This is a genomic window from Candidatus Protochlamydia naegleriophila (genome assembly GCF_001499655.1).
Lineage (GTDB): Bacteria > Chlamydiota > Chlamydiia > Chlamydiales > Parachlamydiaceae > Protochlamydia > Protochlamydia naegleriophila.
The window spans coordinates 210,655-227,950 of the sequence record NZ_LN879502.1 but is presented as its reverse complement, the minus strand read 5'-3'; the positions used below and the strand labels follow the sequence as shown (position 1 = coordinate 227,950).

Below are 17,296 nucleotides of genomic sequence, written 5' to 3'. Positions count from 1 at the left end.
ACGCTTTAACTGTTCAATTTTAAAATATAGAGAGTCTTTACAGAAATTTCCTTAGCAGAGACTCAATGGAAGCAACATAGCAAGGGAAGGAATAGACTGCAACTTAAAGTAAATCTTCTCCGGGAAATGAGTTTTAAGCAAATACGCAAGCTCCCTGTGTCTTTTTAATATTAAATGTGTATAGTGGGAATCATCAATGAATCAAGTCAATGAAATCGTATCTTCCAATATGAAATTTAAAACAAATAATCGGCAGTATCTCTCGATTGCCATTATTTTTTTCTACCTCCTGCCCTTGCTCTTCTTCGCATCCTATAGTATTGGACTCATGTCGCATCACAAAAGTTGGTCGATGCTCTCTTTTGGATTGTTACTGATCGCTTGCGGATCTTTATGCCTTATCCTGCTTATTTATTATTGGGAGCTCGCTTTAAAAGAAAAACTCCAGACTGAACAGTCTAAGCTCTTTCATCAAATTAGCTTTAATCCCGAAAAAGAAAATAAAGTTACCTCTCTAGACACCTCTCACACCTTCCCCCAGCTAATCGACAGTGAGCCTCACTCCATCAAAGATGATATTAAAGACCTGAGCCTACTAGAGACCAATTTAAAAGAAAGTCAAAGCGAACAAATGCGCTTAGAAGAAGAGGTGCAGAGCAAAAGCCTAGCCATCGAGCATTTAACCGAAGAAAATCAATTGCTTTCTGTCAAAGCCCAGCAGACTTCCCAGGATTTTTCCGATTATAAATTGTTTTCAGAAGAGCAACTCAAACAAAAGCAGCTGCAGATTAATTTACTGCAGCAAATGATCGAAGATCAGCGCGGCGAAATGGAAAAAAGACAGGATCAAATTTATCAGCTAGATACTAAAGTTCATGATTTAAGCTATGAAATTAAAACCCTCCTTTATCTGCATGAAACCGAATCTGCCCCAGCAAAAAAGGAAGATACTTTTAAGACAAAGATTAGCGGCCCGTTTTTAGAAGACCTAGATAATTATCCCATGCATACGAACTTTATACCTTCGAATAATCATTCCAACTCCGATAAATGGGTTCGAAGCATTCCTGAAGCCACTATTCTTCTAAAAAAATGCATTACCATGGCTCAGAAATTAACAGGCGCCAATTACTATAGCAATGAGGCGACAAGATACCGGGAATTCTCTTCCTCTAATTATGCTATCGACCAAAGACGCCTCTTTGACGGCCTAAGAAACGAAGAAGGTGGTTTAATCGTTGTCTATTCGCAAAAAGAACATAAACTCCTTTTTGCCAATCACCAATCCAAGGCACTTCTTGGTTGGAGTCCCGATAAGTTTACATCAGACTTCTCCAGCATCATCCAAGAAGGATTGGCCGATTGGAAGAGAGGATTAAATACCCTGTCCTCCGCAACAGAATCGCAAATTCGCCTACTGGCTAAAAATAAAAACGGCCAAGAAATCCTTTTAAGCTGTCACTTGGGAATTGTTCCTTCAGGATTATTCAGAAATTACATTATTGGCGTTCTTTACCCTACCTAATCCATTTTACGGCTAGCCAGAAAAAAGAAATAGCACGTCATTTCTTCTTCCTGACTAGCAAACCAGATGTATTAGGCTCGATTAAAAACGGCATTTGCCGCCTTTCCAACCCACTGAGCCGATGACACACCAACTTTGGCTGCCGTCAAAAGGCCTGATCCCACCGACACTGTCATTTTTAGGGGTGAAAAGGTGCTCACTCCAGCCATGTTAAGGGCCGCATCCGCTGTCCATAAGGCCAAGCGTGTCGCTTCAATCTTATCTTTGGTATGGGCAAGGCCCGGCTCTTTGCAATCGGCCACCTCATCCATCTTTCCCTTGCAATTCAATCCCAAAGTAGCCACACCGCACAGATCATTTGCCCACTTCAGAGAAGTACCAACAGCTTCTGGTAAGTATCCGACAAATTGCGTATTAGCAATGCCAAATGCCAACTGGGCCACTTCAATTAACTGCTTCGTTTTTAAATCTGCTGAGCTTTCATTGGATAAAATTGAATCGATTCTGGATTTTATTTTTACGCCTGAATTCACAATCCTGCAAGAATCGCCTACCAAGCTCACTGCCTTGTGTTTTAATATAGATGGCGCACCAGGTACATACTGAGCATACTTTGCATATGATAAATATTCCCCGCAGTCCAATAGCGTTTGCGCACAATTTTGCACATTACTATCAATTTGCCAACTCCCCTTCGCCACTAAAGCCTTAGTCATGTCGGCAGTTAAAGCTGAAGAAGACGCCGGTTGAGCCAAAGTTAACCCGTATGTTGCAACTTGCATAGTCATACAATCACCTCTTATTAAAATTATTTAATATCCAACATTCAGTTTTACAAACAAATTAATCAACAAAGTAATTAATAAATTAAAACATTAAAGTTAAAATCGATTTAGAAACATGTGATTTTGAATTAAAATTTACATAAAAAGTTGATTGTTTATTATTAAAAGTTGGGTAAAGTTTGAGGCTTAGGTGGGTTCTATTTAATGAGACAGCGAAGAGTTTAACGCGAGAGACGAAGGCTTGAGAGACGCAGGGCTTGATAAGCCATTGACTGCTCTGCTCCCCATCTATGAAGAGCTCTATCCAAAGCAGGTTTTTTGAGAGACTTTAGGCCGGATTTTAGAGCCCATAGTGAGCGATTAGCAAACTGTGGGTAACGAAATAAAAAATAATAAGAGCTCGGAGAGCGACTGATTACTGTGAGGCTCTTGCAAAAATCTAGCAAGCGGCAAGAGACTCAAGGGGCCAATCAAAACCTTCCAGAAAATGAGATCCCTTTTTGTACTCGGCCCGAATAAAGTAAATACACACTTTTTATTCTTTGTGAGCCACGAAAGAGAAGCAAGGTCCATGCGGATGGTCGGGACTGTCAAAGTTGATCTCAAAGCGGGTGAAGCCAAAATGGCGGCAACAAGCGATGATGTCATCTTTAGTGAGCCAATTACTCATCGTAGCCGGCCCACCAATAAAGGTGCGCCATTTGCGAGCTGCTCCGTAGCTATATTTATGCAGGGTGTGTTTAAACCCTTGATAATCGGCTTCAACGGGGGCAGAAAAACGGGGTTTTAATAAAGCCTTTTGACAAGCTTTTTTATCGTAGTAATGAGTCCAAACATATAATTTAGAGCATCTGTTGGCAGCTAAGGCGAGTAGTTCCGCCGGGTTTTTCATGTGATAGAGCACTCCAACAGCCATGCCTATATCGAACTGGTCGGGCGATTGACGCAAGTACTCCATAAAGTCTCCAAACAGAAATTCCACGCGATTCAATTTGAGAACTTCCTTGACTATTAAGCACTTTAAATAAGCCCTTGGATGAGCCTCGATGGAAACAATAGAAGATGCCCCCTCACTTTGTAAGATATAAGAGTGCCCTCCTTCTAAAGGACCCAATTCAAGCACTTTTTTCCCCTCGACTCCAGCCATTTGCTCTATTCCCCACTTGACCCCCAAATCCTCAAACAGAGGAGTTTCTCCGGCTTGAAGATGACGGTAGGGTTCTGGGAAGCGCGAGCGCCATTCATCGGGGAAAATATTGAGGGCGTTTTGAGGATGGGGAAAGACATCGCTATAGCGGTTTAAAGGCGTCTGCTGATTTGCAAACAAAATATGGTAGGCGCCTTTGACTCGATCCGTGACATTTTTCACTCTTTTTTTGACCGCCTTAATATACCTTTCCATCATCCCTCTTCATCGTTTAAGTATTCAGATTTTGGCGTCCCTCTTTGGCTACATAGGGCACAGCCTCAAGAACGTGCCCGACCAGATAGATTATTTTCAAGTAAATATCTCAAAATTACTGCTCTCAATTAGCGGCAGGTGCGCTCGAGCAGCAGGCGAAAAACAAACTGGTAAGGGCGCTTAAAAATAACATTTGCCAGCCGTCTAAACACACACTCTCTTTGCAAGACTCTCCTTAATTGTTCGTTATGTGTAAACGCCATCTCTTTTTGCAAGGCATTCTGAATGTAAGAGTCTTCCCTCTTTCGCAGCTCTAAATCGCTTAAATCCCCGGCAAAAAAATAAGGACTGTGTTCCGCACGTCTTCGCACCCGTTCAAGGGAAAGGCCTCCCTTTTGATCAATTAGAAATGGGCAGGGCTGTGTAAAATCGACAGCCAGCGGACCCATCTTATCGCGGCGCATTCCTTGGTAGATGAGATCGAACTGATCGTAAATGATACCATCTCCTTGGCTATTCATGTTCGTAAAATAATGAGGCAGGTAGCGAAGAAGGTGTTCAGCCGCGCTTAAGCGAATGTGATTAAAGCGCCGCTCATGCAAGATCCATACTACCGTCCATCCAAGCCTTTGATAATCAAGATTTCGCCGATTCACTTCTTCTGCCGTGATTGGAGAGTATTGGATTTCAAAAACAATTTTCTTTGAAAACCAGACCACATCGGCAATACGTCCGATAGCAGGCATTCGGTATTCGAGCTGGCAATCGCCCTCTGGTAGATGGCGATAAAAATACGTTTGCAGCTGGAGATGAACGGCTCCTTTTTGATGCAGGCGGCAAGAGCGATTGGGCTCCAAGTGATAAAAGTGCCGCTTGCGATGTGAGCCGCTCCTTAGGCGCACACAACTCGCGCATTCAAGGCAGCGATAGTCACGCTGTTTTTGAGCGCTCTCGGCACTGATGATCTCATCCTTTTCATCCAAAGCATAGAGCTGCATAAAACCTTCATTTTAATCGATAGGCGCTGCTTATGATCTCGTGTGTAGTAAACAATTTGCTTTCTTCGAATCAAATAGCAATGTCTCAGCATGTAACTGTCTTGTCTAGTATTAACATTCTTGTCTAGTATTAACATTGCTAAACTAGCATTGATCATGACGAGAATTTTTTTAAATAAAAACCTCGAAAGCTACTTTTCTCGCAGAAATTAATTAACAAATCTGTAAAATTAAAGTTTTTAACGAGCAAAATATTTAAAGAACCTTGGTCAAACTGGCTGTTTTGAAAAAGACCAATTGCGTTCGCGCATCCGAAACTCCTTTTCTCTTGCCAGGAAGACAAGGAGTTTCTTTTTTTCGGCATTTCTATCAACTTCTTCAAATTAACTTTTTCAACACAGCCGATCAAACTATAGAAGACTCAAATTATAATCATCTCGAGTACTGTAACGCCCTTCCTTTAAGGATTTTACCCTTCCCCATATCTCTCTAATTATGCAAGCTAGATTTGTAATCACACTTTTTTCTTTTAATCTTCGATCACTTTGTTTCCACAAATCTTTAATTTTTCTTTTCAACGCATAACTAACTTTAACATTTCCCGGTGGCCTACATACTATGCTTAATACCTTTAAAGCTAAGGCGTCGATTGGCAGCGTTCCTGCATACCCTGGAATATAAGTATAACGGTATCCCCAAAAAAATATATCTTCTTTAGCGGCAAGAACTAAGGGACGCAACTCTTGTAAGGTTGTTATGTTATTTAATACCTCTTGTATTTCCATGTGAGCTCTAAACCCGATCCCGTCTCCTATTGCAGCTTGCGTAACTGGTGGCTCAACGCCATCGATTGCTACTTCATCGGTGACTGCTACATCAGTTGGGGCATAATAACTGGGCCCCAATCTAAGATGGTTCATAAAAAGCCTCTATTTTAAGTTTAAGGACACTTTAAAAATATATTATTTACATTATTTAAACGAAAACTTAATATAAAACTAGTAAAAAATAATTTATTTAACACCTGTTAATTATTTTTTAAAGTTCACTATAAAAAGGCTGTTATGCAAAAATTTCTCTGAAGAATTGAGAGAAATGCTGAAAAAAAAGAAACTCCCAAGAGAAAACAAAGGAGTTTCGGATGCGCGAACACCATTGGTCATATCCTAACAAACAGCTAAAGAGAAAACCGAACTTTCCTACCATCCAAAAATATTTAAATCGTTAAACGCTCCGGCCACTCCAGCTATATTGACTGATTGTTAAAGTATGAACGACAATTTCTTTAGTCTTTAGGTCTACAGCCAAACGAATTTTAATCCACTTTCGAGGTCTTCCTCTTCCATGGATTTTAACTTTCCGCGCTTCTCCTCCAATGACTTTTAATCCGGAAGCATCTAAGAGGTGAGCGACGACGCAAGCTTAGCTTGGAAAGGGTTTATGAATAGATTTGGCAAATCCTCTAGCATTCTGTAAGGCAGTCTAGAGTGAATTTTGACTAACATAAGCAGCAGAATTAAGAAATGAGAAAACTCAACAGGCCCTCCTTTTTGCTTCTTTTTAGCAGATAGGAGAGTCTTTTGAGACTAGATTTTAAACCCTTATTTGATTCATTCGATTGAGCAAATAACCTATGAGCCCGCGATAAGGTCATGGCTTTATTGTCGAGCCGATTAAGCGCCTTCGCTGCCTTATCATAGAAGGGCTCATCTTAAATAAAAAAGTAGAGGATGGCGTAAATTGCCGTTTCTGCTAGAATTGTGCTTGTGATAAATCTTCATCTCCATTATGCATACAATCACCGTGTAGCAATTTGGTCCATTCTTGACAAAAACGCTTTATTTATCACAAAATGTCTATACCTTTTTTTCCAAGTTGGTTAATTAAATTAGCTGTTTGGCCAACTCATACAACGTTAGTGGTTTTTTATCTAGTTACCCGTGGCTTATCTATTTCTCAAAAAAACTCAAGCTTGACTGGATTATTAAACGCCTCGTATTTCTTATTTCTCTACTTTAGGAAAGCATGAATAAAACGAACTTCAAGAATCATTTTTCTCAACAGCATCAGCAAAAAATTGATGAACTTGTCGCTATTTCCAAAGAGCAAGGCTTCATTACATATGAGGAGATTAATGAAATTCTCCCCATGTCATTCGATTCCGCTGATCAGATCGATCAGGTTCTCATTTTCCTTAGCGGGATGGACATTCAGGTTCTCAACCAATCTGAAGTAGATAAACAAAAAGAGCGCAAAAAAGAAGCTAAAGAATTAGAAAGCCTCCCCAAACGTTCAGAAGGTTCGCCCGACGACCCCGTCCGCATGTATCTTAAAGAAATGGGCTCCGTCCCTCTTTTAAGCCGCGAAGAAGAAGTGGAAATCTCAAAACGGATCGAGAAGGCACAAGTACAAATTGAACGCATCATTATGCGCTTTCGCTACGCCACTTCCGAGGCTATCTCTATCGCCAACTATCTTTTAACTGGTAAAGAGCGCTTTGACAAGTCAATTACTGAAAAAGAGGTCGTCAACAAGCAAGACTTCATGAGCCTTCTTCCTAAACTTTGCCAGTTATTGAAGGAAGAAGACCTCATCTTAGAAAAATTGCTTGACCAGCTCACCGACGAAAATTTGAAAAAAACTGAAAAGCTCAAAGTGACTGAAGATATTGAAAAATGCCGCATTCGCATGCAGGCCTATCTTAGAAGGCTTCACCTGAGACATAATATCATCGACGATTTCGTTGAGGTCATCTTACGCGCATACGATCGCTTTCTATTCCTGGAAAAAGAAATTCAAGAACTGACTCCCCGCGCAGAAAGAAACAAATTTGCTGCCGCAAAATTAGCGGCCGCCCAGCGCAAGCTTGGCAAGCGGGAATTGGCTGCCGGCCGCTTACTGGATGACTTCAAGAAAGATGTCAAGATGCTTCAACGCTGGATGGATAAGAGCCAAGAAGCGAAGCGTGAAATGGTAGAATCCAACCTACGCTTGGTCATCTCCATCGCCAAAAAATACACCAATCGCGGTTTATCATTCCTGGATCTCATCCAAGAAGGTAATATGGGCTTGATGAAGGCAGTTGAAAAATTTGAATACAGACGTGGCTATAAATTTTCAACCTATGCAACCTGGTGGATTCGCCAAGCAGTTACCCGTGCCATCGCAGACCAAGCACGTACCATTCGCATCCCTGTCCATATGATTGAAACGATCAACAAGGTCTTGCGCGGTGCGAAAAAGTTGATGATGGAAACAGGCCGTGAGCCGAGTCCTGAAGAACTTGCAAAAGAACTTGGCATTACTCCAGAAAGAGTCCGGGAAATCTACAAGATTGCCCAGCACCCCATTTCGCTTCAGGCAGAGGTAGGTGACGGCGGCGAGAGCCAATTTGGCGACTTCTTAGAAGACACGGGGGCCGATTCTCCAGCAGAAGCTACCGGTTATTCTATCTTAAAAGATAAAATGGGCGAGGTCTTGTCTACCTTAAGCGACCGCGAACGCAAAGTCTTGATTCAACGCTTTGGTTTATTGGACGGCAAGCCCAAAACGCTTGAAGAAGTAGGTGTGGAATTTAACGTCACGCGTGAGCGTATCCGCCAAATCGAGGCAAAAGCTTTGCGTAAAATGCGCCACCCTATCCGCTCCAAGCAGCTCAAGGCCTTCCTCGATTTATTGGAAGCCGAGTAATAAAAGTTCTTTGCTCAATGGATGTCGTTCATCGGGCAAAAAGCCACTGATTAATAGTTTTAGAAAAATGGCTTAAGTCATTTTTCTAAAACCTTTTTACAAACCTTGATGATCCTTTTCTTCTTGCATTCCAACTGTCCCATCAAGGAAAGCTTATATACAAGCTAACAATGACTTCTGGCCCAATCCAAAGCCAATTTCATAATTCTTCACCACTGCTTTTACATTTGAGTTTAAGCCAGGCAGCTTCAGTTTTACCATGTCTCAATCCACGCATCAGACACAAGGCCTTAACGCTGAAAAAATTTTGGCTCTCATTCAGCCAGAGGGCATTCTTTCCCGCAATTTAAAGGGCTTTGAATCCCGCCCCCAGCAGCAAAGCATGATGACCAATATCATCGATGCTTACAATCAAGACTCCATCGCGTTGATTGAAGCTGGAACGGGAACGGGAAAAAGTTTAGCCTACTTAATTCCAGCTTTAATTTGGGCAGCCCGCTTTAACGAGCGTACTGTCATTTCAACCAATACCATCACACTTCAAGAGCAGCTCGTCAATAAAGACATTCCCAATCTTCTCACTGCCCTTAACCTCAATTTAAAAGCCGTTCTTGTAAAGGGCATGAACAACTACCTCTGTTTGCGCAAGCTTGAAGATGCCCAAACAGAAATGCGTCTTTTTCCTTCGGAAGAAAGCGCCGAAATCGACAAAATCGACGAATGGCGCCATCAAACAACTGAAGGATCGCGCTCTTCACTTGCCTTTGTCCCTTCTTCTGCCACATGGGATCGAGTTGGGGCTGAAAGCGAAGCCTGCTCTCATCACGAATGCCCCTACTACCAGCAATGCTTCTTTTTTAAGGCCAGAAAACAGGCTCAGGACGCCCATATCCTCATCGTCAACCACCACCTGCTCTTTGCCGATTTGGTGAGAAGAGCCGATACAAATAACTATAGCGAATCTAGCATCCTGCCTGCCTATAAGCGCATTATTCTCGATGAGGCACACCATGTAGAAGATATCGCAACCGAATATTTTGCGGCCCGCCTTCACCGGATCGAACTCATGCGTACCCTGGGTAGATTGGCATCAGAAAGGCATAGCCAGCAACCGGGTAAGCTTCCCATCTTAAAAGAAAAGCTCCAATCACTTTACAACAGAGCACCCCCTCGTGAGATGCTTCAGCTTATTAACCGCCTCACAATCGACTTGCCAGCCCTTCGCCACCAGCTCCACGAACAGATCAATCAGACGTTTGATTCCTTTGTTCATTTTATCGAATCCATTAAGAATCCAGCCAATCACCTTCTGGGAGAAGAAGTATCGATAGCCGAGCAAAAACTGCGCATTCTCAATGAGCACATGAGCCATCTAAAGTGGAAAGAAGAGATTCATCCGCATGCCGATAGGCTCATAACAACTTTAAAACAGTATCGTCAAAGCATAAGTGCCCTAGAAGCAGACCTCAAGCTCATTGAAAACGATAGACTGCAGGATCAGACCAAAGGGATCAGGCTCGACATTCAATCCTTAGCCTTGCGCCTCGATACTTCTATCTCCTTGCTCAATCATTTCATAGCTCCCCCTTCCTCCGCCAACAAGGTGCGTTGGATCGAAGCACATAAGCTCAAATCTCTCATCAATGTTCATCTAGTTGATGCCGATTTGGATATCTCCAGATCATTAGTAGAATTTCTGTTTAGCAAATTTCCAAGCATCATCCTTTGTAGCGCGACGCTGACCTCTAATCAGCAATTTCGCTTCATACGTCAACGGCTTGGCCTCACAGAAAAGCTTTTGCCTCACCGGACTATTAAAGAACACATCTACGATTCACCCTTTAACTACAACAAGCAAGCCCTCTTAGCAGTGCCCATCGACATGCCCCCTCCCTCGCATCCCGATTTTAACGCCATCGCTTATGAAAATATCTGGAAAGCTATTCAAGCAAGCCATGGGCAAGCGTTTGTGCTTTTCACCTCTTATTCGATGCTGCAACAATGCTACGATAAGCTCTCTAAGCGGCTCGAGGAAAACCGCTATCCCATTTTCAAACAAGGCGAGGACAATCGCCAAACCCTATTAAATAAATTCAAGACCACCGATCGAGCCGTCCTATTCGGAACCGATTCGTTCTGGGAAGGTGTCGATGTCGCCGGCGACGCACTTCGTTGTGTCATCATCGTTAAGCTCCCCTTCAAAGTTCCGAGTGAACCCATCATTCAAGCCCGTACCGAAGCAATTGTTGAAAGAGGCGGAGATCCCTTTTTTGAATATGCAGTTCCTCATGCTATCGTTAAGTTCAAGCAAGGATTTGGCCGCCTCATTCGCAACCAATGGGATCGAGGATGCATCGTATGCCTAGATACCCGTTTAGTCACAAAAGGATACGGGAGGCTCTTTTTAAATAGCTTGCCTGCCTGCGAAAAGGCTTTCACCAACGGCGAGCCTCTGTGGGCCAAAATGGCAGACTTTTACCGCAAGACCTATCATTTTGTTAAGCAAAATCCTTTCTCTTAAAAGGGTGTTTACCAGCCCTAATACACTAGCAATTCCTTATCTAACTGATTTTAAATCACTTGATAAAGGGGATTGAGTTGTACATAAAAAACTTTTCTTAAATCAAAAAATATTTTAGTTTAATCAGCTAGTCTAAGATATGTGTTCGCAAAATTGGAATGGCCCAAATTTACATTCTATTTCTGAAAAAGAGATAAGCCCCGGATATATGCGCAAGTCATCTGGAAAATTGGGCGTGCTAATTTTCCAGATGGTTTATGTATACCTTCTAAATTTGTCAACACTATCCAAAGGCATCTAATCTTATGTATAGCCTTGTATTTTCTCTCATTTTACTTATTTCAAATCTTGTCCTTCATGCTCAAGATTTCGAACTATCAGAGGATCATCGCTTTATGATTGCAAAGCACCCCTATCGCATTTTAGGTGTTGGTGCCGCTTGCATCGACCTGCTCATTCCTGTCAAAGAAGATTTTCTCAAGCATGTTCCAGGGGAAAAAGGGGGTGCTCAAGCGATCGACATCGAAAAGCTCAATCACATCATCGCTTTGAGCGATCTGAAGCCGCAAGTTGCGACAGGCGGCAGCTGCGCCAATACAATTAAAGGATTGGCAAGTCTTGGGGAAAAGTGCGGTTTTCTAAGCCACGTAGGTACCGATCCTTTGGGAGAACACTTTTCCAATTACACCAAAGGCCTCGGGATCACAGGTCTCTTCACTTACTCCTCTCGCCCAACAGCCCGTGTACTCTGCCTCATTACACCAGATGGGCAGCGCACCATGCGTTTTTTTGCCGGAGCCAGTCAGGAAATGTCTAATCATTACCTTCATCCCGACTACTTTAAGGACGTCAAACTCGTGCACATTGACTCTTATTCTCTTCGCAATGGGGAAATGGTTGCACGGGTCATGCAACTAGCGAAAGAAGCGGGAGCCAAAATTTCAATAGACTTATCCAGCTTTGAAATCGTTCGCGAATACTACCCAACTCTTTGCGAACTGCTTCCCAATTACGTCGACATTGTCTTTGCCAATCAAGATGAAACCAAGGCGATGACCGGTTTAAATCCCTATGAGGGGTGTCAAAGGCTGCAAGAAATCTGTTCGATAGCTGTGGTTCTAATGGGCAAGGAAGGCTGCCTAGTGGGCCATCAGGATCGCATTTTGCACAGCCCAGCTTTTCCGGCTAAAGTGATTGACACAACAGGTGCAGGAGATTTATTCGCGAGCGGCTTTTTATATGGCTACCAACAAGGCTATTCGCTAGAAGAGAGTGCAAGGCTTGGCAACCGCTTAGGCAGTGCTATTGTCGAGATTAAAGGAGCGGAGCTTCCTGAAGAAAAATGGAAGGACATTCGCAAAACACTTAATCTTGAATCAATAACCGATCAAAGGACTTAAGCATTAAATTTTATTAATAATTTTCTTTCATTTTTTAATCAATTTTCAAACACCCATTAATCTTTTATCTACTTTAATTGATACAATGAAATTATTATTAACAATATTCAATATTAAATACCCCGGCCTTATGCTTTCAACTATTTCTTATTTTAATCCTTTTTCTCATCAACATAACAATATAGGATGGAAGCCTTCTGACAGAATTTATCGGCAAAGGAACAGGCTGTTGTATTAAATCCAAAAACTCCTAGGTTTAGAGAAAATTCTCAGTCGAGAATCGTTTTGCTCAAAGCCAATTAAAGTTCCAGGATCTGCCAAACGGTTTATTTCTTATCTATAAAAATGGCTTAGATGCAAAAGTTGGCTATATCTAACTAAAAATTTTTTTTTGCAAATAAACGGAAACTAAAGTGCGAATTGTAATATTGAAGAGCAGGCTTGGATTGTACAAGCTTGCTCAAAAGATGGCAGTCTGATTTTTTTGATTAGCACCATCCGAAAGAGATCCAGAGAACTTATTTTCCTTCGCAACCACGAGCTTAAGGCAGCTTTCTTGCCTTCGACTGGATCGATTGATAGAAGTATTCGAATGAAGGGACATCAAATAGCCGGCCATACACTCGATTCAGCGTCTTTGCCATCAATTCTCTAATCCATTCCAGCTCCAACCCTTTTTTCACCTCTTCCTGTACATGAGAGACAAATTTGACGTTATATTCTTTAAGCGTCGTTTGGCGAATATGTGCTTTTAAAAAAGAGGTGATGAATTTATAGACTTTTTGCAACGTCCAGCCGCCTGTTGGCAGCCCATCAACCAATTCGTCATTCGTGCTCGGAAAAAGGTAGTAAATTTTAGTCCGTTCAGATCTTGTATGCAAATGAATGCCTCCGATAAAGGGAATATAGTCGATCTCTGCTTTCCCATCGCTCCCGCTATTGCGGATAATGCAAACCTCGGGTTCTTCTTTTTGCCTGTCTTTTAAAGCTTCATGAAAAATTTCAGAGACTTTATTGTTGACCCCAACCGAACAGCAAGTAACCAGTGTTGCCACGCGAGTCTTAGTTTTGCCTGTCACAAGTGTTGTTAAATATTGGGCATGGGCTCCTCCCAAACTCTTTCCCCAAATATCAACCTCTTCGATTTGATGCACATGCAGATAATCTGCCACGTTTTGCCAAATGCTTTTAATTCCAAGCATCCCAATATCGGGCAAGAGATCATTAAAACAAGATAAAAGACTGCCCGTAGCCTTTAAACGTACTGCAGTACCTCTGCAAAGCAAAATGGGAACCTTGCGATCGGTCATGTTGCGCAAAGCGCTTACATAACATCCCCCTGCAGCAAAGACCTTATCCACAACGAAATATCCCCTTAGCAGACGGATAACAGTGCCTTCTGGAGGCTCTCGATCGCCCAAGCGAGAGGTCAGCACCTCTACTTCTTTCATAAACTGCTTTAGAGGGTCGATCTTTTCTTCGACGCACGTCTTCCACAGGCTAAGAATAGTCGCTACTCTTTCTATGAGGCCTTTATAACCCTTTCCGCACGTCTCAATCATATCATAGTAAGCAACCTCCGGTAGCGTACGAAAGAATACATCTTCAATTCGCTCAAAAGGAATCAAAGAACGATATAGCTGATCGATCTCAGACACGCTATAAGAGCAAAGCTCTCTGCCGCATCGTAAAGCTGCTTCATCAAGATCATCCCAGCGGATATCACCCAATCCCAAAAAAAGCTTCTTGGCGAGTTCCAAAGAAAACTTAAACGGCTCTTGAAACTGATTGGATAAAAACTCCAATTCCTTCCTTTCAATAATGCGCTTGAAACGCTTGTTCCCAATTAACTCTTGGAGGCATTCCAAAGTCGTATCAACGGGGCTGGGCAATAACAGACGCCATATGCGGTTGACTCGAACGTCAATGACATATTGATCGCCGTTTGAATGTAAGGAAATGGTATGGCTATTCGTTGGGTAACGAGAAAGAATTTCAAGGAGCGGCGTGAAATGATTAGCATCGATCGTCATAGCACTTTACAACCACTAATGAATTGTTTCTTAATTAGAACCAAACGGCCCATGAGTGGGGAGAAGCCTGCAAAAATGAGGAGGTTAAAACCCTCACCAGCAAGGCTTAGGCTTTTAACCGAGAGTCAGCTCCATTTGTTGATAGCGCCGCATTTTATCGCGCCATTCTGCAGCTTCCTCAAAACGAAATTCTTTAGCAGCTTTTTTCATTTCTGTCTCGCATTCTTTAATTTTTAGGCGGACTTCTTCAACGCTTAAGTAATGATGCGCCTCTTCAGCCGCCTTAAAGAACTCTTCATCCAACTTAGCTGGATAGGTGACTTGATCTTCCTCAGACTCCACCAAGACAGAGATCTCTCTTTTGACTGTTTGAGGAGTAATTCCATGCTCACGATTATACTTTTCCTGGTACTCTCGCCTTGCCTCTGTCGTATCGATCGTTTTCTTGATAGACTTCGTAATCTTATCAGCATACATGATCACGCGCCCTTCTGCATTACGGGCGGCTCGTCCGCATGTTTGAATCAAGGACGTTTCGCTACGTAAAAATCCTTCCTTATCGGCATCTAAAATGGCAACCAAGGAAACTTCTGGAATGTCTAAACCTTCCCTTAGCAAATTGATCCCCACCAAGACATCAAACTCGCCAAAGCGCAAGTCTCGGATAATCTGGACCCGTTCAATCGTGTCAATATCGGAATGCAGATATTTAGCTTTTACATTCAATTCATTGAGATAGTTTGTCAGCTCTTCTGCCAAACGCTTTGTGAGCGTTGTGACTAAAACTCGCCCGCCTTTATCCACATGAGCGCGAATTTCTGCCAAACAATCGTCCACCTGGCCAGAAGCTGGACGCACCTCGATGATGGGATCTAAAAGGCCTGTTGGACGAATCACTTGCTCAACTACTTCTCCACCCGCTTCCTGCACTTCCCAAACCCCAGGAGTAGCAGAGACATAAATCACCTGGTGAATGCGACTGTATGTCTCTTCAAACTTTAAAGGGCGATTGTCAAAAGCCGAAGGCAGTCTGAATCCAAAATCGACCAATGTTTGCTTTCGTGCACGGTCCCCATTAAACATGGCATGCATTTGAGGCAATGTTTGGTGGGACTCATCGATAACAAGCAGGTAATCTGGAGGAAAGTAGTCTATTAAGCAAGGAGGCGGCTCTCCTGGCTGCCTCATGCTAAAATGGCGTGAATAATTTTCGACCCCCTTACAGGTTCCCACCTCCTTCAGCATCTCCAAATCATACATCGTTCTTTGCTGAATTCTCTCAAGCTCTAAAAGTTTTTTTTCACTCTCATAATACTTTTTGCGCTCCTCTAATTCTGCACGAATGGTTTCCATTGCTTTCAAGCGAACTTCTTCAGGAGTTACGTGGTGGGAACTTGGATAGATAGTGACTCCATTGAGACGGCGTTTGAGCTTGCCGGTCAAAGGATCGATTTCGCTGATCTGCTCAATTTCATCACCAAACATCTCAACGCGGATGGCAATGTCTTCTTCATAAGCTGGAAAAATATCCAATACATCGCCCCTGACCCTAAAATTCGAACGCACAAATTCAAAATCATTGCGTTTGTACTGCATTTCAACTAGATGAAGCAAAATGTCATCGCGACGCCTCGTTTGACCAACTTCCAAAGACAAATTCATTCCTCGATAGTACTCTGGAGAACCCAAACCGTAAATGCAGGAGACTGAAGACACAATGATGACGTCCGAACGCTCCAGCAAAGAGCGCGTAGCACTCAATCGCATCTTGTCGATTTTATCGTTAATCGACATGTCCTTTTCGATATAAGTATCGGTCCGCGGTACATAGGCTTCCGGCTGATAATAGTCGTAATAGGAAACAAAGTACTCGACCGCATTGTCTGGGAAAAACGTCTTAAACTCCTGATAAAGCTGAGCCGCCAGGGTTTTGTTATGAGCCAAAATCAACGTCGGACGTTGAACCTTTGCAATGACATTAGCCATAGTAAACGTCTTTCCAGAACCTGTAATTCCAAGCAAGACCTGGGATCGCCTGCTCTGCAAAACTCCAGCCGTTAGCTTATTAATGGCTTCTGGCTGGTCGCCCCTTGGCTCAAAATCAGTATGTAAGCGAAACAATTGCCCCTTGCTCATAATCCCCTTTGATCAAATTGATACACGCACTAAAAAACATGCTTTTTCATCTGCATTACAGCCTACCATTCAGGTAGTTTATCATATCTAAAATAAAGGGATTTTTGTTAAAAAAACACCCTTTTTTTAAACAAGATCATGGCTCAAGAAAAGAAACAATCATGAAATTAATTAAATCTTTTATATTTTATTTACCTTTTTGAATGTTTGCATTTATGCCGACATTGATAAGGCCTCTTTACGGCAAACGTTAATTCAGTTCCCTCTTTGGTATATGTGCACGAAGCAAGCGGCTGATATTGACATTGCTCCCCGTTTTATGGGATGATCCCAGAGATCCAGTTATCATGACCCCATTTATTGATTCTCAAAGCATTGAATTGGACAGCCTATCCCGCCAACGCATCGTCAAAGCCGTCAAGGCCTTCCATCTATCGGGCAAACAGCTGACTCATCAATTCTGCCCCCTATCAAGCCATTTTTACTTATTACCAGCATGCCTTATCTTTGCGAGCCAGCCAAAATACCTTTGCCAGACGTCATTCTTTCCCTTATGGAAAAGATTACATCCGTCATTCCCCGACTCACCAACACCGTTTCTTGCCATCTCGACCCTCACCCGCACAATTTTTTAATTGAAAGCCAGTGTCAGGATGCAAAAAAATATTCTACAATCTTTGATACCAATTAATCTACAAACAAAAAAAAATAGTATTTTTTAAAATTAATTTAAAAAACTAAAAAACAAAAAATGCGCGATGTTTTATGACAATTTTCAGACCAATGGATCAAAAAAGACATTGCTG

11 protein-coding genes are annotated in these 17,296 nt (G+C 42.4%); 5 read left to right on the top strand and 6 right to left on the bottom strand.

Annotated features, from left to right (window positions below; genetic code table 11):
* Window positions 1-196 precede the first annotated feature (196 nt).
* Complete coding sequence (locus PNK_RS00900) at window positions 197-1,525, top strand: hypothetical protein (RefSeq protein WP_032124842.1); 1,329 nt, start codon at window positions 197-199, stop codon at window positions 1,523-1,525.
* A 71-nt stretch (window positions 1,526-1,596) separates the two neighbouring features.
* Here PNK_RS00900 and PNK_RS00895 read toward each other — a convergent pair whose 3' ends face one another.
* The 4 genes from PNK_RS00895 to PNK_RS00880 all read right to left on the bottom strand — a co-directional run bounded on the left by PNK_RS00895 (window position 1,597) and on the right by PNK_RS00880 (window position 5,630).
* Window positions 1,597-2,313, bottom strand: a complete 717-nt coding sequence (locus tag PNK_RS00895; protein ID WP_059059722.1) for a hypothetical protein — start codon at window positions 2,311-2,313, stop codon at window positions 1,597-1,599.
* A 532-nt stretch (window positions 2,314-2,845) separates the two neighbouring features.
* Window positions 2,846-3,715 (bottom strand): class I SAM-dependent methyltransferase, encoded by an 870-nt coding sequence (locus PNK_RS00890; protein ID WP_197560218.1) that lies wholly within the window; start codon window positions 3,713-3,715, stop codon window positions 2,846-2,848.
* Window positions 3,716-3,840: 125 nt separating this feature from the next.
* Window positions 3,841-4,710, bottom strand: a complete 870-nt coding sequence (locus PNK_RS00885) for a competence protein CoiA (protein WP_059059720.1) — start codon at window positions 4,708-4,710, stop codon at window positions 3,841-3,843.
* A 410-nt stretch (window positions 4,711-5,120) separates the two neighbouring features.
* Window positions 5,121-5,630 (bottom strand): hypothetical protein, encoded by a 510-nt coding sequence (locus PNK_RS00880; protein ID WP_059059718.1) that lies wholly within the window; start codon window positions 5,628-5,630, stop codon window positions 5,121-5,123.
* Window positions 5,631-6,735: 1,105 nt separating this feature from the next.
* On the opposite strand from PNK_RS00880, the gene PNK_RS00875 reads away from it, so the two are divergent.
* From PNK_RS00875 to PNK_RS00865, 3 genes are all read left to right on the top strand, one after another.
* Complete coding sequence (locus PNK_RS00875; RefSeq protein ID WP_032124838.1) at window positions 6,736-8,400, top strand: RNA polymerase sigma factor; 1,665 nt, start codon at window positions 6,736-6,738, stop codon at window positions 8,398-8,400.
* A 259-nt stretch (window positions 8,401-8,659) separates the two neighbouring features.
* Window positions 8,660-10,921, top strand: a complete 2,262-nt coding sequence (locus PNK_RS00870; RefSeq protein WP_059059716.1) for an ATP-dependent DNA helicase — start codon at window positions 8,660-8,662, stop codon at window positions 10,919-10,921.
* Between the two features lie 305 nt (window positions 10,922-11,226).
* Window positions 11,227-12,321, top strand: coding sequence for an adenosine kinase (locus PNK_RS00865; RefSeq protein ID WP_059059713.1), 1,095 nt, complete (start codon window positions 11,227-11,229; stop codon window positions 12,319-12,321).
* Window positions 12,322-12,863: 542 nt separating this feature from the next.
* Here the strand turns inward: PNK_RS00865 and PNK_RS00860 are convergent.
* Together PNK_RS00860 and uvrB are read right to left on the bottom strand one after the other, a co-directional pair.
* On the bottom strand, window positions 12,864-14,354 hold the full coding sequence (locus PNK_RS00860; RefSeq protein WP_059059711.1) for a hypothetical protein: 1,491 nt from the start codon (window positions 14,352-14,354) through the stop codon (window positions 12,864-12,866).
* A 114-nt stretch (window positions 14,355-14,468) separates the two neighbouring features.
* Complete coding sequence (gene uvrB / locus PNK_RS00855) at window positions 14,469-16,490, bottom strand: excinuclease ABC subunit UvrB (RefSeq protein ID WP_059059709.1); 2,022 nt, start codon at window positions 16,488-16,490, stop codon at window positions 14,469-14,471.
* A 347-nt stretch (window positions 16,491-16,837) separates the two neighbouring features.
* Here uvrB and PNK_RS13270 point away from each other — a divergent pair, with 347 nt between their 5' ends.
* The gene (locus PNK_RS13270; protein ID WP_158021652.1) at window positions 16,838-17,125 is read left to right on the top strand and encodes a hypothetical protein; all 288 of its coding nucleotides are present in this window, start codon (window positions 16,838-16,840) and stop codon (window positions 17,123-17,125) included.
* Window positions 17,126-17,296 lie beyond the last annotated feature (171 nt).